This window comes from Rhizobium sp. Root491 (genome assembly GCF_001427205.1).
Taxonomy (GTDB): domain Bacteria; phylum Pseudomonadota; class Alphaproteobacteria; order Rhizobiales; family Rhizobiaceae; genus Agrobacterium; species Agrobacterium tumefaciens.
In genome coordinates this window covers 41,308-64,607 of sequence record NZ_LMFF01000002.1, presented here as the reverse complement: position 1 = coordinate 64,607, position 23,300 = coordinate 41,308, and the positions used below count along the sequence as shown (strand labels likewise).

The 23,300-nt window shown below is 58.1% G+C and carries 20 protein-coding genes; 14 read left to right on the top strand and 6 right to left on the bottom strand.

Annotated elements, in window-relative coordinates; translation table 11 throughout:
- Positions 1-12: 12 nt before the first annotated feature.
- Entirely contained in the window at positions 13-423 is a 411-nt protein-coding gene (locus ASD46_RS07110; RefSeq protein ID WP_013762065.1) for a hypothetical protein, read from the bottom strand.
- A complete protein-coding gene (locus tag ASD46_RS07105; RefSeq protein ID WP_004431781.1) occupies positions 423-1,676 on the bottom strand; it encodes a sarcosine oxidase subunit beta family protein in 1,254 nt (417 codons plus the stop codon). Before ASD46_RS07105 ends, ASD46_RS07110 begins: the two co-directional genes overlap by 1 nt.
- Positions 1,677-1,991: 315 nt before the next feature.
- Between ASD46_RS07105 and rpsU the strand changes: the two genes are divergently transcribed.
- Entirely contained in the window at positions 1,992-2,219 is a 228-nt protein-coding gene (gene rpsU, locus ASD46_RS07100) for a 30S ribosomal protein S21 (protein ID WP_003498359.1), read from the top strand.
- A 121-nt stretch (positions 2,220-2,340) separates the two neighbouring features.
- Positions 2,341-3,237: a tetratricopeptide repeat protein gene (locus tag ASD46_RS07095; protein WP_004431770.1), complete on the top strand. Its 897-nt coding sequence runs from the start codon at positions 2,341-2,343 to the stop codon at positions 3,235-3,237.
- Between the two features lie 73 nt (positions 3,238-3,310).
- On the opposite strand, the gene ASD46_RS07090 is transcribed toward ASD46_RS07095, so the two are convergent.
- Positions 3,311-3,577 (bottom strand): DUF6074 family protein, encoded by a 267-nt coding sequence (locus tag ASD46_RS07090; protein WP_004431768.1) that lies wholly within the window; start codon positions 3,575-3,577, stop codon positions 3,311-3,313.
- 338 nt (positions 3,578-3,915) lie between these two features.
- Here ASD46_RS07090 and ASD46_RS07085 point away from each other — a divergent pair, with 338 nt between their 5' ends.
- Positions 3,916-4,194, top strand: a complete 279-nt coding sequence (locus ASD46_RS07085) for an exopolysaccharide production repressor protein (RefSeq protein WP_019566541.1) — start codon at positions 3,916-3,918, stop codon at positions 4,192-4,194.
- 110 nt (positions 4,195-4,304) lie between these two features.
- On the top strand, positions 4,305-5,294 hold the full coding sequence (locus ASD46_RS07080) for a glycosyltransferase family 2 protein (RefSeq protein ID WP_060641913.1): 990 nt from the start codon (positions 4,305-4,307) through the stop codon (positions 5,292-5,294).
- Positions 5,295-5,486: 192 nt separating this feature from the next.
- Here ASD46_RS07080 and ASD46_RS07075 read toward each other — a convergent pair whose 3' ends face one another.
- Both ASD46_RS07075 and ASD46_RS07070 read right to left on the bottom strand, forming a co-directional pair.
- Positions 5,487-6,440 (bottom strand): polysaccharide pyruvyl transferase family protein, encoded by a 954-nt coding sequence (locus tag ASD46_RS07075; protein ID WP_060641912.1) that lies wholly within the window; start codon positions 6,438-6,440, stop codon positions 5,487-5,489.
- A 51-nt stretch (positions 6,441-6,491) separates the two neighbouring features.
- Positions 6,492-7,457, bottom strand: coding sequence for a glycosyltransferase family 2 protein (locus ASD46_RS07070; RefSeq protein WP_060641911.1), 966 nt, complete (start codon positions 7,455-7,457; stop codon positions 6,492-6,494).
- Positions 7,458-7,576: 119 nt separating this feature from the next.
- Between ASD46_RS07070 and ASD46_RS07065 the strand changes: the two genes are divergently transcribed.
- The 10 genes from ASD46_RS07065 (at position 7,577) to ASD46_RS07020 (ending at position 20,086) form a co-directional block, all read left to right on the top strand.
- On the top strand, positions 7,577-9,055 hold the full coding sequence (locus ASD46_RS07065; protein WP_013762058.1) for a lipopolysaccharide biosynthesis protein: 1,479 nt from the start codon (positions 7,577-7,579) through the stop codon (positions 9,053-9,055).
- 371 nt (positions 9,056-9,426) lie between these two features.
- Positions 9,427-10,575: an acyltransferase family protein gene (locus ASD46_RS07060; RefSeq protein ID WP_004431750.1), complete on the top strand. Its 1,149-nt coding sequence runs from the start codon at positions 9,427-9,429 to the stop codon at positions 10,573-10,575.
- A 4-nt stretch (positions 10,576-10,579) separates the two neighbouring features.
- Positions 10,580-11,371, top strand: coding sequence for a glycoside hydrolase family 16 protein (locus tag ASD46_RS07055; RefSeq protein ID WP_004431747.1), 792 nt, complete (start codon positions 10,580-10,582; stop codon positions 11,369-11,371).
- Positions 11,372-11,431: 60 nt separating this feature from the next.
- On the top strand, positions 11,432-12,613 hold the full coding sequence (locus ASD46_RS07050) for a glycosyl transferase family 1 (protein WP_060641910.1): 1,182 nt from the start codon (positions 11,432-11,434) through the stop codon (positions 12,611-12,613).
- Between the two features lie 17 nt (positions 12,614-12,630).
- Positions 12,631-13,629, top strand: a complete 999-nt coding sequence (locus tag ASD46_RS07045) for a glycosyltransferase family 2 protein (RefSeq protein WP_060641909.1) — start codon at positions 12,631-12,633, stop codon at positions 13,627-13,629.
- Entirely contained in the window at positions 13,626-14,570 is a 945-nt protein-coding gene (locus ASD46_RS07040; RefSeq protein WP_060641908.1) for a glycosyltransferase family 2 protein, read from the top strand. Before ASD46_RS07045 ends, ASD46_RS07040 begins: the two co-directional genes overlap by 4 nt.
- A complete protein-coding gene (locus ASD46_RS07035; RefSeq protein WP_013762053.1) occupies positions 14,570-15,565 on the top strand; it encodes a glycosyltransferase family 2 protein in 996 nt (331 codons plus the stop codon). The genes ASD46_RS07040 and ASD46_RS07035 overlap by 1 nt, the downstream gene beginning before the upstream one ends.
- Positions 15,566-15,646: 81 nt before the next feature.
- Entirely contained in the window at positions 15,647-16,552 is a 906-nt protein-coding gene (locus tag ASD46_RS07030) for a UTP--glucose-1-phosphate uridylyltransferase (protein WP_004431732.1), read from the top strand.
- Positions 16,553-16,659: 107 nt separating this feature from the next.
- On the top strand, positions 16,660-19,008 hold the full coding sequence (locus tag ASD46_RS07025) for a polysaccharide biosynthesis tyrosine autokinase (protein WP_004431729.1): 2,349 nt from the start codon (positions 16,660-16,662) through the stop codon (positions 19,006-19,008).
- Between the two features lie 133 nt (positions 19,009-19,141).
- Entirely contained in the window at positions 19,142-20,086 is a 945-nt protein-coding gene (locus tag ASD46_RS07020) for a 2-hydroxyacid dehydrogenase (RefSeq protein WP_060641927.1), read from the top strand.
- Between the two features lie 18 nt (positions 20,087-20,104).
- Here the strand turns inward: ASD46_RS07020 and ASD46_RS07015 are convergent, their stop codons facing one another.
- The gene (locus tag ASD46_RS07015) at positions 20,105-23,080 is read right to left on the bottom strand and encodes a PAS domain-containing protein (RefSeq protein WP_060641907.1); all 2,976 of its coding nucleotides are present in this window, start codon (positions 23,078-23,080) and stop codon (positions 20,105-20,107) included.
- Between the last annotated feature and the right edge of the window lie 220 nt (positions 23,081-23,300).

The following is a 23,300-nucleotide window of genomic DNA, read 5'->3' as shown; positions in this document are numbered from 1 at the left end:
GTGGCTCCACCTTCAAAGAGAACTTTCCGGAAGCATGCTTCCGGCGGGTTGGTCACACAGCCGCTTTCCCATCGCAACGAAGGGGGAAAGCCGCTTCAAGAGCTGCTCGAAATTATCGAATGGTTTCAGCGCCGAGGCCCGACCCATATTGATGATGGCAACCGCCATCATGTCGGTGTCGATCGCGAAGGGCTGGTCCTGCGCACCATTTTCCTTCTCGCCGACGAAATAGACCAGCTTGTCCGCGAGACTCGGGGCGCAGAGCAAAAGGCCTTTTTCCGCCACGAAAGGCCAGTCGCGTTCACCCTGCATTCTCTGGATTTTCTGGCTACGAAAATCCCCCATCTCGGGGATGAGATTGCCCGCCGGCACGACCGCCGCCGCAACACCCATGTTTGCCGAAAGCATAACCGCCGCCAGCATCAGTGCGCCACGGCGGCGGCAGCGGCCTCGTCGATGAGGCGTCCGGTGCGGAAACGATCGAGCGTCAGCCCCGCCGCCAGACGGTGCGGTTCGCCGCGCGCGATGAGATGCGCAAACAGATTGGCCGAGCCCGGTGTCGCCTTGAAACCGCCCGTGCCCCAACCGCAATTGACAAAGAGATTTGGCACCGGCGTCACACTCTGAATGGCGGAGCGATCGGGTGTATTGTCGGTAATGCCGCCCCATTGGCGCATCATCTTGACGCGGCGGAAAATCGGGAACAGCTCGCAGATGGCGTCAAGCGTATGCGTGATGATCTGCAGGCCGCCAGTCTGGGAGTAGGAATTATACTGGTCGGTGCCAGCACCGATGACCAGCTCGCCCTTGTCCGACTGGGAGATATAGGCATGCACCGTATTGGACATGACGACACAGGGGAAGATCGGCTTCAGCGGCTCTGATACCAACGCCTGTAACGGGTTGGAATGCAGAGGCACACGCACATCCGCCATTTTCATCAGAACGGAGGAGTGGCCGGCGGCGGAAACGCCGATTTTCTTTGCGCCAATGAAACCGCGATTGGTCTCGACGCCCGTGACCGCGCCATCAGGTCCGCGCCTGATGGCCGTGACTTCGCAATTCTGGATAATGTGCACGCCGCGATCGGAAGCCGCACGCGCATATCCCCAGGCCACCGCATCGTGACGCGCCGTGCCGCCGCGCCGCTGGAGGGCAGCACCGTTGATCGGATAACGCGCATTGCCGGAAATCTCGAGTGGCGGGCAATAGGCCTTGGCTTGTTCCGGCGTCAGCCATTCATTGTCGATGCCATAGAGACGGTTGGCATTGATATGGCGCTTGAAGGACTGCTGGTCGTGAATATTGTGCGACAGCATCATAACGCCGCGCGCCGAATACATGACGTTGTAATTGAGATCCTGGCTCAGGCCTTCCCATAATTTCAGGGAATGCTCGTAGATATCCATGCTCTCTTCATAGAGATAATTGGAGCGGATGATGGTGGTGTTGCGGCCGGTATTGCCACCGCCTAGCCAGCCCTTTTCCAGCACCGCTATATTGGTAATGCCGTGTTCCTTGGCAAGATAATAGGCGGCCCCAAGACCGTGGCCGCCGCCACCGATGATGATGACGTCATATTCCTTGCGCGGCTCGGGCGACGCCCATTGCGCATCCCACCCCTTATGACCCCGCAACGCCTCGCGCGCCACGGCAAAAACGGAATATTTGCGCATTCGCAGTCTGCTCCTCAAGAACCGGCCAGAAGCCGAAAGCATAGCTCCGGCACATATTATACACATGGCAAATCGGCATCGGAGGCAATATCCATTTTGCGACGCCGCAATGCTTTTGTTTCGACATTGCAGGCAGAATGCCGGGATAGCTGGATTTTGGCTGTTGAATATGCGGTACCGTATGGACTTGCTGCAAATGTTCTGATATTGCACGTCACCAATCGCTAGGCTCGACGGCCGAACGAACGATTTTATTTGCGTGCGAATGCCTTTATTCTCACAGCAAGACAACCAAACAAAAGGAACGGGTTTCACGTGCAGGTACTAGTCCGCGACAATAACGTTGATCAGGCGCTTCGCGCTCTCAAGAAAAAGATGCAGCGCGAAGGCATTTTCCGTGAAATGAAAATGCGCGATTATTACGAAAAGCCTTCCCAGAAGCGCGCCCGCGAAAAGGCTGAAGCTGTTCGTCGCGTTCGCAAGCTGGCACGCAAGCGCGCACAGCGCGAAGGTCTGGTTGCAGCTCCGCGCGCAGGCCGTTAATAGGCCGTCTTTTGGACGTTTTTGAATGCTTGTTGGGCGGGGGCGATCAATTCGCCGCCGCTCTTTGTGTTTGTGGCCGGAGAATGATCTTGAGACCGGCCTGCGAGGGAACCCCCACCGAATGACCGCTGTTGATGCCTGTGTTGTGAAAAACTCCGATGCCTCCACGCGCCGGGTGCTCCTGAAAAACAACAAGAGATTCCGTGTTTCCCTTGTCGTCTGTACCGTCCTTGCCGGTCTTTCCGGCTGCGCTACGTCCAACCAGACTGACGATGTCTTCAGGATCGACCGTGCCCAGGGCTCGCAGGAAAACATTGCCTCGCTCACCTCGGTCATCAACGCCAATCCTCAGGATCCGGAAGGCTATAACGTCCGTGGCTCCGCTTACGGCCGCGCCGGCGATTCGCGCCGCGCTATCGAGGATTTCAACAAGGCGCTGCAACTGAACCCGCGCTTTTATCAGGCCTATGCCAACCGCGCGCTCGTGTATCGCAATTCCGGCCAGCAGCAGCAGGCCTTGCAGGATTACAACGCCGCTTTACAGATCAATGCGAGCTATGACGTAGCCCTGATCGGCCGTGGCAATCTTTACCGCCAGTCCGGCCGCGTCAACGAAGCTTTCAACGACTTCTCCCGCGCCATCGAACTCGAAACCACCGATGGCCGCGCGTGGCACAATCGTGGCCTGATCTACCAGCTGCGCAACCAGCATGCCCAGGCCATCGAGGACTTCTCCAAGGCCATCTCGCTGTCCTCAACCTCGCCGGAACCCTATAACGGCCGTGGCCTTTCCTATGTCGCGCTGAACGACGACGAAAACGCTTTCGCCGATTTCAACCACGCCATTTCGCTTGATGGCAACGTCGCAGAATCATGGGCCAACCAGGCACTGGTCTATGAGCGCCGCGGCGAGATGGCGAAAGCCGCAAAGTCCTATTCACATGCGGCACGGCTTGATCCGAAATATAAGCCGGCGCTCGACGGCATTGCCCGCACGCGCGGTGCCGGCGCATCCTGATCAAAAACAGATACGAACAGAAAAGCCGGCGGTGCGACACCTGCCGGCTTTTTTATGCGAAACTTTTAAAGCCTCAATGGCTGTCGCGGCGCGCCTCGGGCGTGGCATCCCCCGCCCACAACTCCGCCTGCACCGCATTTTGAAACTCCATGACCTCGCGCCGCATGGCGGCGTCCTCATAGCCGAGGCCCGTCAGATAGGCGGCCAGTTCACGGCATTCCCTGCGCCAGAAATCATTCGCCTCCACACCATGCAGCCGGTCGAGCATGGTTGCGCACCGTTTTACGTTGGCAATACGGTTCTTTGCCGGAAAGGCGATTACTTCCGAATTCGTCGTCACGCGGGCACCTTGCTCTTCGAGGAATCAATACCGACTTTTTAAAGGCTGGATGGTTAACGAAGTCTGCTACGCAGGAGAGAAGGCCGCTAACGCCTTGCAGGGAAGGGTTCTGCAGCCTGTCAGACGCAAGAATCTGCGCTGCCGGAGGACACCGATTCGGGCAAATCGCCGATTACCAAGGAATTTACCAATCAAGATTACCGAAATTTCATGCCGTGGGAGATAGAAGAAGTATATGTGTGTTGAAACAACACCGGTCTCATCGTATATTATTGCAAAGAAAAAAAATGCCGCAGCGCAGCCAAAAACGGAGAAATCGTTCTCGGGAGGAGAGCACCATGTATGCACCTCGTGTATTTTTCAGCATGATTGGTGCATTGCTTGCCTTTGCGGTCGCTACATATTTCATCCACGGGTCGTTCTACACGGCATTCATCCAGACCCTCATCTGCGCCGTCATTCTGCAAACCGGTTATTTTATTGCACTTCTGGTTCTGGTCGCCCGGGAGAAACGCCGGATGCGCGAAACCTTCGCGCTTGATCGCAGCGCCGAGATCATGACGCCGGACACGGTAAGCAGCGCCCCGCCACATGGCGCGAAACTGACCGATATGTGACCTCTCACGCACATTCTTTTATTGCGCCGCAAAAAAATCACTTGCATCCACACCCCTGACACTTTCTGCTGACCAAATCCTGACGGTTCGTCACAGCAGAAGGACAACACATGGTGAGCGGTTCACAGCCCATTTGCGTCATCATCGCTGCGAAAAATGCATCTGATACGATAGATATCGCCATCCGCTCCGCCCTTGTGGAGCCGGAGGTCGCCGAAGTCATGGTGATCGACGATGGCTCCACCGATACGACCAGCGATGTCGCACATGCGGCGGATGACGGCACCGGCCGTTTGCGGGTCGTGCGATTCGACGTCAATCGTGGCCCTTCGGCCGCCCGCAACCATGCGATCTCGATTTCATCCGCACCGCTCATCAGCATTCTCGATGCGGACGACTTTTTTTTCAGAGGCCGTTTTGCCGCCATGCTGGAAAATGACGACTGGGATCTGGTGGCCGACAATATCGCCTTCATCCAGCAATCGGTTCCGGGCGCGTCGTCCATGCAGCCGGCCCGCTTCGAACCACAGGCCCGGTTTCTGTCGCTGACGGAGTTCGTGGAAGGCAATATTTCCAGACCCGGCGTGGAACGCGGGGAAACCGGCTTTCTGAAACCGGTGATCCGCCGCGCCTTTCTGGACAAACATGCGTTGCGGTACGACGAGCGCCTGCGTCTCGGCGAAGACTACGAACTTTATACCCGCGCGCTTGCCGCGGGTGCCCGTTACAAGGTCATCCGTCATTGCGGTTACGGGGCGATTGTCCGCGGCAATTCGTTGAGCGGCCGTCACAGCACGGAAGATCTTCGCCGTTTATACGAAGCGGACAAGGACATTCTCACCAGCTGCAAGCTGTCGGCCAGCGAGACGGCGATCCTGCTCGAGCACGAAAAACACATCCGCGCGAAATTCGAGCTTCGCCATTTTCTCGATGCGAAAAAGCAGAAAGGGATGGGCGGCGCGTTGAGCCACGCTCTTGCGCGCCTGCCTGCCCTGCCGGCCATCACGCGCGGCATCTGGACCGACAAGACCGCCCGTTTTCGCAAACCGGCGCCGGTTCGGGATATTCGTTATCTGCTGGACGGCACGCCGGTTTCCTGAGGGAAAACCTCCAGCCGCGAGGATGATGGCAAGTTCGATGTTCTCTCATTCGTCGTGCCGGACTAGATCCGGCATCCAGTCATGGCGCGTCTGCGCCATGAAGAGAGTCTTTTGCGATCAAGGACTTGAGCGCGCTGGACCCCGGATCTAGTCCGGGGTGACTGTGTCCGGAATTGCTGAGGCAACCCGCCTTCAGAGATAATCGCGTTTGACCGTTTCCAGAACAGCGGAAAAACGCTCCTTGCGTTCCTCCAGCCTGCCATCCGGGCTGAGACGCGGTTCGGCACGGCTTGCCTGCCAGAGCGCCAGCGTGGAAGGTGCTGCCAGCACTTGCTTGGCCAGTTTGCGCAGCGACAGGGATTGGCTTGCCTGCGGCCGCACCAGCACATCGCCCTCATGCGCCGGACCGGATCCAGCCTCGGCAATGACGGGGGCTGGCGGCGGCGGGAAGCTCATACCCCAGAAACGCGACCCCTTTTTCGCCGCCTCGGCGCGGGTGGAAACTGGCACGTAACGCGGCTGATACTCCACACCGACCGTGCCTGCCCAATCGCTCCACTTGAAACTGTTGATCGAGGGAGATGTGCTCACCGCCACCCATGGCACGCGGAACGCATCGGCAAGAATGGCGCCATGCATGGATTCGGCCACGATAAATTCAGATTGGGCGATGGCGCGGATGACCGACATCGCCTCGCCGCGCGGGTCGAGATAGGTCAGTCCCGCCGGTTCGCAAACCGTTTCCCACATGCCGAATTCCGCCGATTCCCAATGGGGAACGAAGGTTTTCTTGTAGAGTTTCGGCAGGCCTTGGAACTCCGGCATCTCGGTCACCATCACGGCGGGATCGACAATGCCCTTTTCGGGAGAAAGTCCCAATTTGGCTGCGGTTTTTTCGCCGCGCACGCAGCGAATGTCCCAAAATCCGGTGCTTGTATCCGGCACCGCGCCGTAGCCATAACCGCTGCCGATCACAAGCTTGCGCTGCTTTGCGGGCAACAATGTATCATTGAGAACCGTGCCGACACCGACGAGCATCACATCGTCATGCACGTCCCGCAGCCCGGGCAGCAGAAAGTCCCACAGCCACAGATTGAGATCGTCGCCAAAATTTCCGTGATGCGATTCCCAGTGGTAAGGTTTCATGAAGTCACTCCTGGGTGAAAAACATATAAATTCTTGCAGGCAAGAATTCGATCATCTTGTCCGCACTATTTTGCCTGCGCCGAGCTCAAAAGCTGCTCGCAGGAGTGCCGGATCGCGCATCGCCCACTTCAGCAGCAGTCCGAATTCGGGCACCTTGCGCCGTTTCAGATTGCCCGCCTGGCTCCAGAGCGCCTGTTTGCGCGCCGTATTTTTATAGGAAGCGATCGAGGCCACATCGTCCGGCCGCCGCGAAAATCGCCCCTCCAGCGTATCGAGCGCAACCCAGGTATTGAACTGCTGGCGCAGGAATTCCGGCGAGGTATTGTCGATGCTGTGGAAGATATTGACGCCCATTCCGCGCATGGCACCGGCATCGTCACACAGAAGCGTGCGCTTGGATGCGAGGATGGAATCGCAGAAAAACAGCACATCTTCCGCCGCAAGCCGGAGCGCCGGATCGAAGCGTATCTTTTCAAAAAGCGGGCGGCCGATCACCATGCAGGAGAGATGCAGGAAGCTCCAGTTGCGCAGCATCACGCTCGCCAGATCCGGCAGCTCGATCACCAGAGGCCGCTCGGAAAGCCTTGCGGCGCCCTCGTTCTTCTCCAGCTCGGAAATGGCGAAATGATAATAAAATTCGTCACTTGCCTGCATGGATGCCCAATAGCACTCACCGCCAAATGTCTTCAGCGCGAAGGCCGCATTCTGGAGATGATCGGGCGTCCAGATGTCGTCCGAGTCAAGAAATGCGACGTAATCGCTGCCAGCAGGAACATGGTCGAGACCGGTATTGCGCGCACCACCCGGCCCGCCATTGGTCTGCTTAATGACGAGAATCCGCTCTTTCTGCGCTTGCGAAAGTTCTGCAAGCTCATTGTCTATCGGATACGGCGATTCGTCATCGACGATGACAAGATCGAAATCCTGGTAAGTCTGCGCAAAAACCGATGCGAGCGCACGTCCAAGAATTCCGTGCTGCTTTTGGTAATAGGGAATGACGACAGTAAATCTTGCCATTGTTTCGCCCCTTGCGTTGATCAAGAAGTGTCGGGCCCGATCCTAAAAGCGGCCCCGATGGTATCGGCAACTCCCCACCGGCGTTCCTCCCCGCCGGCCTCCAGAAACAGGATGCTTGTATGCCCCCAGCTCCAAATGTAAAGACCATCACCACGAATGTCGGCTGGAGCGTCTTGTCTAAGACAGGGACATTCGGGCTTAAATTTGTCACCGTTCCCATTCTTGCACGACTGCTGACACCGGAAGAATTTGGTGTGGTTGCAGTCGGCTTAACGGTTGTACAATTCCTGACCATGATAGCCGGAGCGGGGCTGACCTCGGCGCTGATCGTCGAGAAAGAAGAGGATATGGATACAATCCATACCGTTTTCTGGGCAAATCTAGCGATTTCCTGCACCATGGCCGCCGCGCTCTACATTTTCGCGGAGTTCTTCGGTGAGCTTCTGGGTGCGGTGGAAAGTGCCTATCTGCTGCGTATCATGGCCTTTCTCATTCCGTTGCAACTTGCGGGTGATGTCGCCTATTCACTGCTTGCCCGGCGCATGAACTTCAGCCAGGACGCGCTGTGGAGCATGGCGTCTGAAAGCATCGCGGCGGTTGTGGCCGTGGCTATGGCGCTTCTCGGCTTCGGAGTCTGGGCGCTCATCATCCAGCTTTTCGCCGCCGCACTCATCAGGCTTGTCGGGCTATATGCCGTTTCCCGCTATTGCCCGCGTTTCGTCATGAAACCGCGCCGTCTGGTGCCGCTTCTCGGTTTCAGCTCCGGCCTGATGGGATCGGAAATCGCCAATTTCGTCACCTTCCAGTCGCCGATGGTGGTGATCGCCCGGCATCTCGGCCTTGCCGATGCGGGCGCCTATTCCGCCTCCAACCGTTTTGCCAGCATTCCCAATCAGGTCGTGCTGTCGGCCGTCATGGGCGTGCTGTTTCCCGCCTTCAGCCGTATGATGGACGATCCGCAGCGCCGGCGTGATGCCCTGATGTTCAGCACGCAGGTTCTGACCGTGCTGCTTGCGCCAATGATGTTCGGCCTCTGGGCGGTAGCCGAACCGGCCATGCTGGTGATTTTCGGGCAGAACTGGGCTTATGCCTGGCCGGTTCTCGGTCTCCTTGCCCTCTCGAAAGCCATTCTGACCCCATGCAGCACGTTTATCCCCTATCTCAAGGGTGCCGGCTATGGGCGTGTTCTGTTCTGGTCGGCCACGATCCGTGCCATCGTCACCACGGTTGCCGTCTGGGCTGCAGCCGTCTACGGCAGCCTGATCGACGCGATGATTTGGCTCTGCATCGTCAATGCGGTGACGCTGGTTGCCTACTCATGGGCGGTGTTCAAGGCAAGCGATACACCCTTTCTTAGCGGCCTCTATGTCAGCAGCAGACCGATGATTGCAGCGCTGGTCATGGCCGTTTCGGTGCGTTACCTGCTTCACATCCTTGCCGAACGCATCCCCAGCGCAACGCTTCAGGTCCTCGTTGGCGCCGCAGTCGGCGGTATCATCTATGCGGTGCTGATTTTGTTGACGGAACGCGCCCTGCTTGGAAAAATCCTCGGGATGGTCAAATCGCGGCGAATGCGTGAAAACGCAACCCAAGGTTAGCGGCTCGTCACTGAAAGCGCCTCATTTCGGCCGTTAACAGGTCTCACCCGTCACGGATATGTGTTCCGTGACGGCATGGCAAAACCATTTTTTTGCGATGCAATATCGCGTACAATGATAATAACGCTTCCTCTGGCGATTTTTAGCGACGACTTAAATCTAGAAAAAATTAAATATTTTCAGTTGCTTAATTTTTTTAAGTCGCACGGAATGCCGGAACGCCAGACAATCACCCGCAATATCTAAGCTTGTGTTTTTCCCGCGTCGCCACATTTTACCCTAAAGTCGAAACCAGACTTACGAGTGCGGGCTTAAGTTCGCTCTGGTTGCAACGCGGCGTGGGTGGACGCCGCCCAATAGGGGTGACTGATGTGACTGTCGATCAGAACCTATCCTCCCGTATCAATTTGATGCGTATATTGCTGATCTCTGGAATCGTGTTCGTCCATGTGCCGCACGATGCCGAAACCAGCCCTTTTCTTGGCCTTTACGGCTTCTTCGACTGGCTGCGTGTTTTTCTGGGCGACGCCCTGTTTCGCATCGGTGTGCCCTGTCTCAGCGCGATATCCGGCTATCTGCTGTTTCGTCGCGGCATGAGCGGGTTCGATTATCCGGCGACGATCCGTTCGAAGTCGAAAACGGTACTGCTGCCATTCCTGCTGTGGAATGGCGCGTTGTTTGCCGCAATTTTGCTTATCCAGCTGTTTGACGTTGGTGTGGGTTATTTCCCGGACCTCTGGAACGCCAGCCCGCGTGAAATCATCAGCCATGGCACGGCGCTCGAAGAACTGCCGGTAAACGTGCCGCTTTATTTCCTGCGTGACCTGTTCGTCTGCATCCTGCTGTCGCCGGTGCTTGCATTTCTCATGCGCCGCTTTGCGCTGCCAACCCTCGCTATCCTGCTCTTCATAACCGCCATGCCTGATCTGACGATCTTCATCGTCCAGAAGAAATCGATCCTGTTCAGCTTCTCGCTGGGCATCGCACTTGCGCTGCACCGCGTCGATGTCAAGGCACTCGATCCCTACGCCTTCCCGATCATGGCGCTGACCTTTGTCGCTGCGGCCATGCTGGCAACAGGCCTCTATTTCACCGGCCCGGAGTTCACCTTCTGGCTGAACATGTCGCGCAATTTGCTCGCTGTTTTTGGCGCGCTCGGTTTCTGGGCGTCGTCGGCGCTTTTGATCCGGAGCAGGCTCGGCAAGCGGCTTTCCGAGACCGGAAGCCTCAGCTTCTGGATATTCTGCGCTCACTATCCGTTGCTCGTCATCATGTGGATGGTCTGGAACAAGGGCGGACCCGATTTCTACCCCGCCTTCTATGTCATCGCCACGCTGTCCGCCTTTGTCATTCTGGTGGTGAGCAATGCACAAACCCGCAAATACCTGCCGGCCGTCTATGCCGTGCTGACCGGAAGCCGGAACGGCAAACGCAAGACAACGTCCGAATTCGCTGCAAAACGGGCCTCCATGATCGGCCCGCCCACATCCGAAACACTTTATTCGCAACGACAGAGGTGAACCAATGACAACATTTGTCACCCGCGTTCAGACACGCATTCTTCTCGCCGCCGCCCTGCTGGCGACACCCTTCACGACACCGAGCCAGGCACAAGAAGGCAACGGTGCATCCTTCATCGAGAATTTCGATCAGATGGACCGGTCGTTCTGGTACGTCTCCGACGGCTGGAACAACGGTGCGCATCAGAACTGCACCTGGTCGAAGAAACTGGCCACGGTGGAAAACGGCCAGCTGACGCTTGGTTTTGAGGAAGCAAAGTCCGGCGACCGCAACTTCGCCTGCGGTGAAATCCAGACCAAGGGGCGTTATCGCTACGGCACCTATGAAGCACGGATGAAAGCCGCTACCGGCTCCGGGTTGAACTCCGCCTTTTTCACCTATATCGGCCCGACCGACAAAAAGCCCCATGATGAAATCGACTTCGAGGTTTTGGGCAAGAATACGGGCAAGGTGCAGCTGAACCAGTATATTTCCGCCAAGGGCGGCAATGAGAAACTGGTGCCGGTAGAAGGCGGAGCTGATGCTGGCTTCAACGATTACGCCTTCGTGTGGGAGCCTCAGCGCCTGCGTTACTACGTCAACGGCAAGCTCGTTCACGAAGTCACGGATGAGACCAAGATTCCGCAGAATGCCCAGAAGATTTTCTTCAGCCTGTGGGGAACCGACACGTTGAAGGACTGGATGGGTGCCTTTTCCTATTCCGGCGCAACACAGATGATTGTTGACCGCTTCGCCTTCACGGCGCTCGGCGACAAATGCCAGTTTCCCGAATCCATCGCCTGCGCCCTTAACTGATTGCCTTTTTAAACCTGAGCCTCGGCGTCCTTGACGCATGAAACCAACCGGAACCCATGCATGATCCATGTTCTTTATCTCGCGCATGATCTGTCGGACCCCGCCATTCGCCGGCGGGTGTTGACCTTGGTTGCGGGCGGCGCGCGGGTCACGCTGGCGGGCTTCCGGCGCGGACAGAACCGGCTTGCAGAGATCGAGGGCGTGGTGCCGGTCATTCTCGGAGAAACCGCCGATGGGCAGTTTCTTCAGCGCATGGCAGCCGTCGCCAAAGCCAGCCTCTCGCTCGGCAAAACATTACGCGGCACCCCCACGCCCGACGTCATTCTTGCCAGAAACCTGGAAATGCTGGCTCTCGCAAAACGGGCCATGTCGCTTTACGACCGCCAGCCGGCACTGGTTTACGAATGTCTCGACATTCACCGCCTGCTTCTCAATGAGGGCAAGCCGGGGCAGCTTCTCAATGCGGCCCAGCGCTATTTCGCCCGGGATGCCAAGCTGCTGATGACGAGTTCTCCAGCTTTCGTCGAGCATTATTTCAAACCCGTTTCCGGCCTGAACCTTCCCGTGCTGTTGCAGGAAAACAGGGTGCTGGCGCTTGATGCCGCTGTAGCAGCCACCCCACAACCGCGCCCGCCTGCCTCCGGCGAACCGTGGAAAATCGGCTGGTTTGGGGCGCTTCGATGCCGCAAATCGCTCGAAATCCTCGCCGATTTTGCAAGGCGCATGGATGGCAAGGTCGAAATCATCCTGCGCGGCCGGCCGGCCTATTCGGAATTTGCGGATTTCGATGGTTTCGTGGCTGCCGCGCCGCATGTGCATTTCCACGGGGCCTACAAAAACCCTGAAGATCTGGCCACCATCTATAATGAAGTGCAGTTCACCTGGGCGATCGACTTCTTCGAGGAAGGCCAGAATTCAAGCTGGCTGCTGCCCAATCGGCTCTATGAGGGATGCCTTTACGGCACCCTGCCGATTGCACTTGCAGGCACGGAAACGGCTCGTTTCATCGAAAAGCGCAATATCGGTTTTGTTCTGCAAAATGCCGGTGCAGATGATCTGGCCGCTCTTTTCAACACTATGACTCCACAAACGTATACGGACGCCTTCGACGCCCTCTCGGCACTCGATAAGAAACAATGGCTGACCGACCGCGACGATTGCCGTCAGCTGGTCCAGCAATTGTCCTCTCTTACAAAATCCGCTTCCGGCCATGCCCGTGAAGCTGCGTTTTCACCCGTGTAGTGCGTAGGGGGCAAATCATGGAAGGTCTTGGTCATTCCGGCATCAGAACTCTGATCGTCATTCCCTGCCTCAACGAGGCAAAGACGATCGAGGCGTTGCTGCGAAAATTCACCGGCGCGATGGATGGGCGTATTTTCCGCATCGTTGTTGCCGATGGCGGCAGCACGGACGGCACGCGCGACATCGTTTCCGCCTTCGCCGTAACGGATGACCGCGTTACGCTCCTTCCCAATCCCAAGCGCATCCAGAGCGCCGGCATAAACCTGGCCGTATCCACTTTCGGCGAGGATTTCGACTACCTCATCCGCATCGACGCCCATGGCGATTATCCGGATGATTATTGCCAGCGGCTAATCGAGGACGCGGATCGCACCGGCGCGGATTCCGTCGTGGTCGCCATGGATACGGTCGGGCACGGCCTGTTCCAGAAAGCGACGGCGATTGCGCAGAATTCCAAACTCGGCAATGGCGGCTCCAAGCACCGCGAAGGCGCCAAGGGACACTGGATCGACCATGGCCACCACGCGCTGATGCGGATCGCCGCCTTCGACGCGGTCGGTGGTTACGATGAAAGCTTCAGCCACAACGAGGATGCCGAACTGGATTTCCGGCTGCGCAAATCCGGTTTCCGTATATGGATGACCGACAAGACCCGCATGACCTATTATCCGCGCGCTAGCGTCATGCCTCTGTTCAAGCAATATCTCGCCTATGGCCGTGGCCGGGCAAAGAACCTGCTGAAACATCGCTCGATCCCGAAGATCCGCCAGATGATTCCGCTGGCTGTCCTGCCGGTCTTCGTGCTTGCCCTGCTGTCGCTTGTGCATTGGGCAGCACTTATTCCGCTCGGCCTCTGGATCGCCGCATGTGTGGGTTATGGCTTGTGGATGGCAATAGGTCAGAAAAACCCATACGGCCCGCTCGCCGCCTTTTCCGCAATGGTGATGCATCTGGCGTGGTCCACCGGCTTCTGGCTGGAACTCCTGAAATTCCGGGGAAAAAAGGCTGTCTCATGACCGACCTCATCGTCACCGAACCACACAATTCAAAGACCGTCGATATCGGCATCTGTACCTACAGACGTCCGGCGCTGGTCGCCACACTTCTGTCACTCTTCGAACTGGAAGTGCCCGAAGGCGTGACAGTTCGCCTGATCGTTGCCGACAATGATGAGGAACCGAGTGCCAAGGCAAGTGTGGATCGGCTGCGTGAAACTTCGCCTTTCGAGATCGCCTATGTCCATTGCCCGAAATCGAATATCTCGATTGCCCGCAACGCCTGCCTCTCTGAATGCCGGGCAGACTATCTGGCCTTTATCGACGATGATGAGACCGCCCCGCCGCACTGGCTGGCCGCACTTATGGAAAAGGCAGGCGAAACCGGCGCGGATGTCGTTCTTGGCCCAGTGACGGCGGTTTACCGTGAGAATGCGCCGGGCTGGATGAAACGTGGCGATTTTCACTCGACCGTGCCCGTCTGGGTGAATGGCGAGATCATCACCGGCTACACCTGCAACACGCTTCTCAAGATGGACGCCCCATCGGTAAAGGACCGGCGTTTTGCGCTGGCGCTCGGCCAGAGCGGCGGTGAGGACACGCATTTCTTCTCGCATCTCCATGCTTCGGGCGGTCGCATCGTCTTTGCGCAAAAGGCCGTGCTCTCCGAGCCGGTGCCGGAAAACCGCGCCCGTTTCATGTGGCTTGCCAAACGTCGCTTCCGCTCCGGCCAGACCCATGGCCGTGTGCTTGCCGAAAAGAAACCCGGCGCAAGACGCGTGATGCAGGTGCTGAAGGCAGGATCGAAAGTTCTCTATTGCGCCGTCTTTGCCGCCCTGAACGGTTTCAACGCCGTGCGCCGCAACCGCTATGCCCTGCGCGGCGCCTTGCATCTCGGCTCGGTAAGCGGCGCCTTCGGAGTGCGCGAAATCCGCCAATACGGCGCGGTGGAGGCAACCTGATGGAGAACCTTAACCCTCAGCCCGATATCAGCTTCGTCATTGCCGCCTATAATGCCGCCGAGACGATCGAAGCCGCCATTCAAAGTGCGCTTGACCAGCAGGGCGTGACGCTGGAGGTGATCGTCGTGGATGACCGCTCCGCCGACGAGACGATCTCGCTCGTCGAGGCCATTGCGGCCAACGATCCGCGTGTCCGGCTGCTTGCCCTTGAACAGAACCTCGGACCGGGAGGCGCGCGCAATGCCGGTATCGACGCAGCAACCGGACGCTTTATCGCCGTTCTCGATTCGGACGACGTCATCCGCCCCGACCGTTCCGCCTGCATGATGTGCCGGGCAGATGCGGCGAATGCAGTGATCGCTGTAGACAATCTCGATGTCGCTTATACGGACGGCAGGCCGATGGAAACGATGTTCTCGGAAGAGTTTCTGGAGGAAAGACCCGTCCTTACCCTTGAGGACTTCATTTCCTCCAACATCCTTTTCCGCTCCACCTTCAACTTCGGCTACATGAAGCCGATGTTCCGGCGCGATTTCCTAAATAGCGAGGGATTGCGTTTTCGCGAGGACATCCGCATCGGCGAGGATTACATCCTGCTTGCCTCGGCGCTTGCCGCCGGCGGCCTCTGCGTCATCGAGCCGAAACCGGGCTACATCTATAATATTCGCGAAGGTTCGATCTCGCGCGTCCTTGAAATCCACCACGTCGAAGGAATGATGCGGGCGGACCAGGAGTTTCTGAGCCACTACGCGCTGTTGCCCGCCGCCATGGATGCGCAGCAGGCCAGAAGCCGTAGCCTGCAACTGGCCCGTAACTTCCTGACATTGGTGGAAGACATCAAGCGCCGCTCGATCATCGGCGCGCTGAAGACAACGATCAGAGATCCCGCCGTGCTGGGCCATTTGAGAATGCCCATTGCCGTGCGGCTGAAGAGGTTGCGGAACGCGATGTTTGCGCCCGCAGCAAATACTGGGGTGAAAAGGCAGATTTCGTAAAATTTGTGAGCGGACAAATCTGTGCGCGAAAAATCTGCAAGCGGACTGGGGACAGATCAAACCTTGATGAAGGAGAACGCGATGGACCTGAACAAAACTGTCAGAAAAGCCGTCATTCCCGTAGCCGGCAACGGCACGCGGTTTTTGCCCGCCACCAAGGCGATGCCGAAGGAAATGCTCACGATCGTCGACCGGCCGGTCGTGCAATATGCCGTCGATGAGGCAATGCAGGCCGGCATCGAGCACATTATTTTCGTAACCAGCCGCAACAAGACCGCCATCGAAGACTATTTCGACAGCGCGCCCGAGCTTATCAACACGCTCACCCGCTCCGGCAAGACGGTGCAGGTGCTGCAGCTTGAAAAGATGCTGCCAGTCGCAGGCACAGTCAGCTACACGCGCCAGCAGGTGCCGCTCGGCCTCGGCCACGCGGTTTGGTGCGCGCGCGAACTGGTGGGCAAGGAGCCTTTTGCGCTGCTTTTGCCTGATATGGTTTCCTATGGCGCACGCGGCTGCATTGCCGGGTTGATGGAACTCTACGACGAAGTCGGCGGCAATATCCTCGGTGTTGAGGAATGCCTGCCGGAAGAAGTGTCATCCTACGGCGTCGTTGGTGTCGGCCAGAAGGTCAATCACGGCTTTGCGGTGACCGAAATGGTCGAGAAGCCGGAACCATCCAGGGCGCCTTCGAATTATTATCTAAACGGCCGTTATATTCTGCAGCCGGAAATCTTCGACATTCTCGCCAAACAGGAGCGTGGCGCGGGCAACGAAATCCAGCTGACTGACGGCATGAAGCGGCTCGCTGAGAAGCAGGCCTTCCATGCGCAGAAGTATAGCGGTCGCACATTCGACTGCGGCAGCAAGCAGGGCTTCATCGCCGCCAATGTCGCTTTCTCGCTGATGCGTGCCGACATGGAGGCGCAGGTTCTCGCTTCCGTCAAGGAACTCGTCGCAAACCATGAAAGCCGCGTTCAGGCGGCCTGACTTTAATCGTGCTGCCGGGGAGGCGGTCGGCACATCAATAACGGGGGGCGGGAAGCCGAGCGTTGCTCGGCTTCCCGCGTACCATTTTTAATTCACAAGGTAGGTCCATGCACCACAAGACCTTTAAATCCAGCATCGGTTTTCCGGATCCCGGCAAGGATGCCGACACATTTATTGACCTCGATCGCCTCTGGGCAGCCGTGGTGCGCCGCGCCAATGTCATTGCCGCCTCGGTCATCGCCGCTGTGGTTCTGGCCGGCCTTTATCTGGTGCTTGCAACCCCCGTTTACACCGCGATGACTCAGGTGCTTCTGGATGAAAGCCTTTCCCGTTACGCGGAAGAGGAATCGCCGGTACCTGCCGCCCAGATCGTCGACAACCGTATCGCCAGTGCTGTGGAAATTCTGAAATCCAAGGAAATGGCGCTGACCGTGGTCGACAAGGCCAAGCTCGACGAGAACGACACCATCGTCAATCCGTCGCTGTCGCCGGTCGATCTCGTGAAATCTTCCGTGCGCGGTATCGTCGATCTCATCCTGCCCGGAGATCCGCCGGCCTCCGAAGCGGCAATCCGCGCCGGACGCCGCGAAAAGGCAGCCGCCGTGCTGCAACAATCGCTGATCGTAGAGCGTGTCGGCCGCAGTTCGGTCATCGCCATTTCCACCCGTTCGACGGATCGGCAGCTTGCCGCGCTCATCGCCAAGACCTATGCGCAGGCCTATCTGACCGAACAGCTGAACGCCAATTTCGACGCCAGCGAGCGCGCTTCCGTGTGGCTTCAGGAGCGCATGAGCGACCTGAACCAGCGTGCGCAGGCCGCCCAGCTTGCCGTCGAAAAATTCAAGACGGACAATAATATCGTTTCTTCGCGCGGCGAGCTCATGTCGGAAGGCCAGTTGGCCGATCTCAACGGCCAGCTGATTGCCGCGCAGGCGGATGTCGCGACGGCTGCTGCACGTTATGGCCAGTACAAATCCATCATCGACCGGGGACCGGATGCAGCCGTTGACAATGCAGTCGTTTCCGCGCGGGATGCCGATAACTCGGTCATTCAGGACCTTCGCAAGCGCTACATCACGATCTCTGACCGATTGCAGGGCGTCGTCCAGCAATTCGGCGCCGACCACCCTCAGGCGGTAGCGCTGGAGAGTGAGAAGAAAGAGATTGCAAGGCAGATCTTCCAGGAACTGCAGCAGGTTACGGGCAGCCTGAAGAACGAATACGACGTCTCCAATTCCCGTGTGCAATCGCTTCGCGACAATATCGACCGCGTGGCGGGCCGCAATTCGCAGGCCAATATCACCATGGTGCAATTGCGTGAGCTGGAGCAGCGGGCAACCGCTCTGCGCACACTTTACCAGTCCTACCTCGGCCGCTTCGAAGAAGCATCCCAGAAACAGTCGCTGCCGATCGCCAAGGCCCGCATCATCTCCGAAGCGGGTCTGCCGACAGCTCCGTCCAGCCCGAAAAAGACGATGACCATGGCGCTTTCCGTCATTCTCGGCCTTATGCTGGGCGGCGGCATCGCAGCGCTTCTTGAGTTCCGGGATCGCTTTTTCCACACCGGCAACGATGTGCGCGACAATCTGCGCATGCGTTTTCTGGGCTACCTGCCCTTTATCGGGGAACGGGGTGCAGAAACCGCAAAGTCGGGTACCCCTGCCGCCACCCCCGGCAGCGAGAGCACGACCATCGACGAAAACGGTCAGGTCTCGTTCCAGAAAATGCTACGCCTTGCCGTCGACAGCCCGCGCTCAAGCTTTGCCGAGACGCTGCGCAACGTGAAGCTGACGGCTGATGTCGTTATCCAGGAACGCCAGTGCCGGGTAATCGGCGTCATCTCGTGCCTGCCGAACGAGGGTAAATCGGTCGTGGCGCTCAATCTCGCCGGTCTGATCGCCTCCACCGGCAAGCGCACGCTTGTGGTGGATGCCGACATCCGCAACCCCGGCCTCAGCCGCATGCTGACAACGCGGCAATCCGCCGGTCTGGTGGAGGTCGTGCTTGACGAGATACCGTGGACGCAGGCAGTGAAGGTCGATACCCGCACGAAAATGGGCATCCTGCCGGTTTCCACCAGCAACCAGTTTGCCCATTCAAGCGAGCTTCTTGCCTCCTCCGGCATGCGCAAATTCATCGAATCGGCGCGTGAGGCCTGCGACTACATCATTGTCGACCTTGCACCCGTCGTTCCCGTCATCGACGCTAAAGCCTTCGCACCGCAGGTCGATGGTTTCGTCTTCGTGACGGAATGGGGCAAGACGCCGATCCAGATGGTGCAGAACCTGATGGCCAACGAACCGCAGATTGCCAACAAGACGTTGGGTATCGTGCTCAACAAGACCGATATGACGGAATTGCAGCGTTATGCAGGCCCCGGTGGTTCTGAGCACTATCACGAGACATTCGCGGCCTATTACGGCGACGCCAAACCGCCGGTGAAGGAAAACGCCTGAATGGTGTAGCGGCCCGGTGCAAACCGGGCCGCTTTTTTTTGCAGCTCAAATTTTGCCATCCAGCCTATGGCGTTGCCCGCAAAATTACGCATTGATGGCGACCAACCAATCGCCAGCAAGCAGGACCAGTTTCATGCCATCACCCATCGCCCTTGTTTCGCGGATGAATGCGCAAGCGGAAGCCATCTGGAAGCAAGCGCTTCGCGACGCCATGCCGGAAGAGGAAATCCTCTCCTTTTCCGAATTAAGCGGGGAGCAGAAACGCGCGGTGGACTTCGCCATCGTCGCCAATCCCGATCCAGCCGATATTGCAGCCTTGCCGGGTCTTTCGTGGATTCACAGCCTGTGGGCAGGTGTCGAACGGCTCGTGCTGGAACTGGGAGACAAGGCGCCGCCGATCGTCAGGCTGAAAGACCCGGAGCTTTCACGCGTGATGGCGGAAGCCGTGCTGGCATGGACCTATTACCTGCAACGCGACATGCCGGCCTATCGCGAAAACCAGCAAAAAGCCCTCTGGCAGGAACTCGATTATCGGCATCCGGGCGAGATGACCGTCGGCCTGCTCGGCCTCGGCGCGCTCGGAACGGCTGCGGCGCAACGCCTGCTTCATGCAGGCTTCAACGTTTCCGGCTGGAGCCGCTCGGCCAAGGCAATCGAGGGAGTGGCAACGCTGACGGGCGATGACGGGCTGGAGGACTTACTGGAAAAAAGCGATATTCTCGTCTGTGTGGTGCCGCTGACCGATGCGACGCGCGGCCTTCTGAATGCCGACCGTCTCGGCGCCATGAAAAAGGGAGCCGCACTCATCAATTTCGCCCGCGGAGCCGTCGTCGTCGCCGATGACCTGATCGCGGCGCTTGATTCCGGCCAGCTTTCGCATGCGGTTCTCGATGTCTTCGAACAGGAGCCGCTACCTCCCGCCTCCGCATTCTGGCAGCACCCGAAAGTGACCGTCCTGCCACATATTTCCGCGCCGACAAGCCGGGAAAGTTCCGCGAAAATAGTGGCAGGCAATGTCAAGACATGGCGTGAAACAGGCACGCTACCGGAAACGGTCGATATGACGCGCGGTTATTGAGACACGATGGCGGGCGGTTTATTCGCCCGCCATCGTGTTTGCCGTATGGGCCAGTTCGACAGCTGAGACGATCTGCTGTTCGTCATAGGGCTTGGTCAAAAGCACTGCCGTTTCCGGCGCCCCGTTCGGCAGTTGGTTGTCTCCCGTGGCAAACACAATGGCTAGTCCTGGTTTCCGGCGCAATGCCTCAACCGCCAGCTCGCCGCCCTTCATGTCCGGCAGGCCTATGTCGGTAACGAGAACATCGATCTCTTCCGTCTCGATCGCCTTTAGCGCCTGCACAGCATTTCCGGCCTCGACGACGGCAAAGCCGTTATCGGCCAGCATCTCGGTCGAATTCATCCGGATCAACTCGTCATCCTCAACAAGAAGCACGCAAACCGATCTGGTCTCGTCTCCGACGACCTCCGCGGGTTCGGGGGTTTTGGAATGACGCGGTGATGATACCGGCCTCGTCTTGGCGAGAGAAACCTGCTTGCGATTGGCGATGACATGGCGGATGCGCCGCGCCAGCGCTTCGCGCGTGTAAGGCTTGGAGAGCAGTTCCACCCCGGAATCCAGCTTGCCGCCATGCACGATGGAGTTTTCCGTATAACCGGATGTGAAGAGAACGGCGAGATTAGGCAACCTTTCCTGCGCCCGGCGCGCCATTTCCCGGCTTTTCAAAGGTCCCGGCATCACCACATCGGTGAAGATGACGTCAATCGGAATGCCGCTTTCGACCACCGTCAAACCAGCCTGCGCATCGCGGGCAGTGAGCACGCGGTAACCGAGATCGCTCAGTGTCTCGACGACGGTGCTGCGCACCTCCTCGTCATCCTCCACCACAAGGATCGTTTCCGTGCCACCCTCGACGGGGCCAGTCGGTATCACCACTTCCCTGTCCTCGTCGGCGGCGGAACGCGGTAGATACATCTTCACCGTCGTGCCCTGCCCCACCTCGCTATAGATGTTGACATGGCCACTGGACTGTTTTGCAAAACCGTAGACCATCGAAAGGCCGAGACCGGTGCCCTTGCCTTCCGGTTTCGTCGAAAAGAACGGCTCGAACACCTTTTCCAGAATGTCCGGCGACATGCCCGATCCGGTATCGGTAACAGCCAGCATGACATATTGCCCCGGCGAGACTTCCGAATGCTTGCGCGCGTAATCGCGATCGAGAACCGCATTGCCGACCTCGATTGTCAGCTTGCCGTGCCCTTCCATGGCATCACGCGCATTGATCGCCAGATTAAGGAGAGCGTTTTCCACCTGGTTGGGGTCGGCATAGGTATTCCACAGGCCGCCGGAGGTGATGACCTCAACCTCGATCGCCTCACCAAGCGAACGGCGCAGGAGATCGTCCATGCCGGTAACGAAGCGGGAGATGTTGATAACGCGCGGTTCCAGCGCCTGACGGCGGCCAAAGGCCAGAAGCTGGCTTGCAAGCTTGGCACCGCGATGAACGCCGGCCAGCGCATTTTCCAGCCGCCGTTCGGCACGCTCGTTGCCAATCACGTCCTTTGACAGCAATTGCAGATTGCCCGCGATTACCTGAAGAAGATTGTTGAAATCATGCGCGACGCCACCGGTCAACTGGCCGATGGATTCCATTTTCTGCGCCTGCTGCAACGCTCTTTCGGTCTGGCGGCGCTCGGCGATTTCCGTCTCGACCCGCGCTTCCAGCCCTTCATTCAATTGGCGAAGCTGCTCTTCCGCTCTTATGCGGTGGCGAATCTCGCGTTCCAGATTGCTGGCATGTTCTTTAAGCGTGTTCTCGGCCAGCCGCTGTTCGGTGATATCCGTGTGGACACCCACCCATTCCGCAATATCACCGGAATTGTCGAAAATCGGAACGCCACGGATCGCAAATGTGCGGTAGACGCCGTCATGGCGGCGAACGCGATGCTCCCAAATATAGGTCGCCCGCGCGGAAACGGCTTTTGTCCAGCTTTCCAGCGAATGGTCCCTGTCTTCGGGATGAACCGCTTCGACCCAGCCGAACCCCTGATACTCGTCGAAGCTCTGCCCGGTAAGTGCACCCCACGCAGGCTGCTCACCCAGCATCATGCCGTCGGCGGTATTGGTCCAAAGCACGCCGTGGACCGCATCAACAGCGGCGCGGAAACGGTTATTGCTAAGCACGATTTCGTGCTCGGAACGTTTCCGGTCCTCGATATCGATGATCAGCACATAAATGCCGTCAACCGAACCATCTGCGATATAGCGGGGAACATAACGGATTTCGGCGGCTCGCTTGCTGCCATCCGGTCTTCTGATCACCGTATCCGAAACGATCTTTTCGCCGCCGAGCGCACGATCGAGATAGGCCCTGCGCGAACTGAAGAACGCGTCTCCAACAATTTCCGGAACGCTACGGCCGATCACCTCCTCGGCGCTGCGGCCGAACCACTCCAGATAACCGTCATTGGCGAATTTATAGACATAGTCGCGATCGACATATCCCACCAGGATTGGCAGGGCATTGGTAAGCCGGCTCAGCTCCTTGCGGCTCTGCTCCAGCGCCTCCACGGCCTTCACCTTTTCGGTGTTTTCAAGCACCGTGCACAGGACGCCGTCCACCGCGCCGCCATCATTGTAGATCGGCGTATAGAACAGATCGAAGATCACCTCTTCCGGCTGACCGTGCCGCATCAGCGTCATCGGCTGGTCGCGATAAGCCATGACCTCGCCACGAAAGCCAGCCTCCAGAATGCGGCTGTTCCAGTCCCAGATCTCGGGCCAGATACCTGGCACCGTTCCGCCCAGCGCCCGCGGGTGATAATTGCCGGCAATTTCCGCATAGCCGTCATTGTAGATCATCACATGATCCGCACCCCACATCAGCACCTGCGGAATGGGAGAGTTGACGACGGAATTGGCCTTCTGCCTCAAATTCTGCGGCCAGTCGCTAATCGGACCGAGCGATGTCTTCGACCAGTCGAAGCCACGCACAAGCTCACCCGTTTCACCGCCGCCGATCGGCCATACCGGGGCAGCACGAAGATTGGTCATTCAATATCACCACAAAAAAGAGACGAAATTTTCCGTAGTACAGAACGGAATAAATGTCCAAGAAAACAGAAACTTCTGCTTGTTGTTCACGGCTTTTCAGAAGCGCGACCGGCAAGACTGGGGAATTCGCACGCCGCAAATTTCGCAGAAGCACCCCACAAGCGTGATGATTGATTGACGATTGCCATCCTCAATACGCCAAAAACTGCCGCAAACGGAA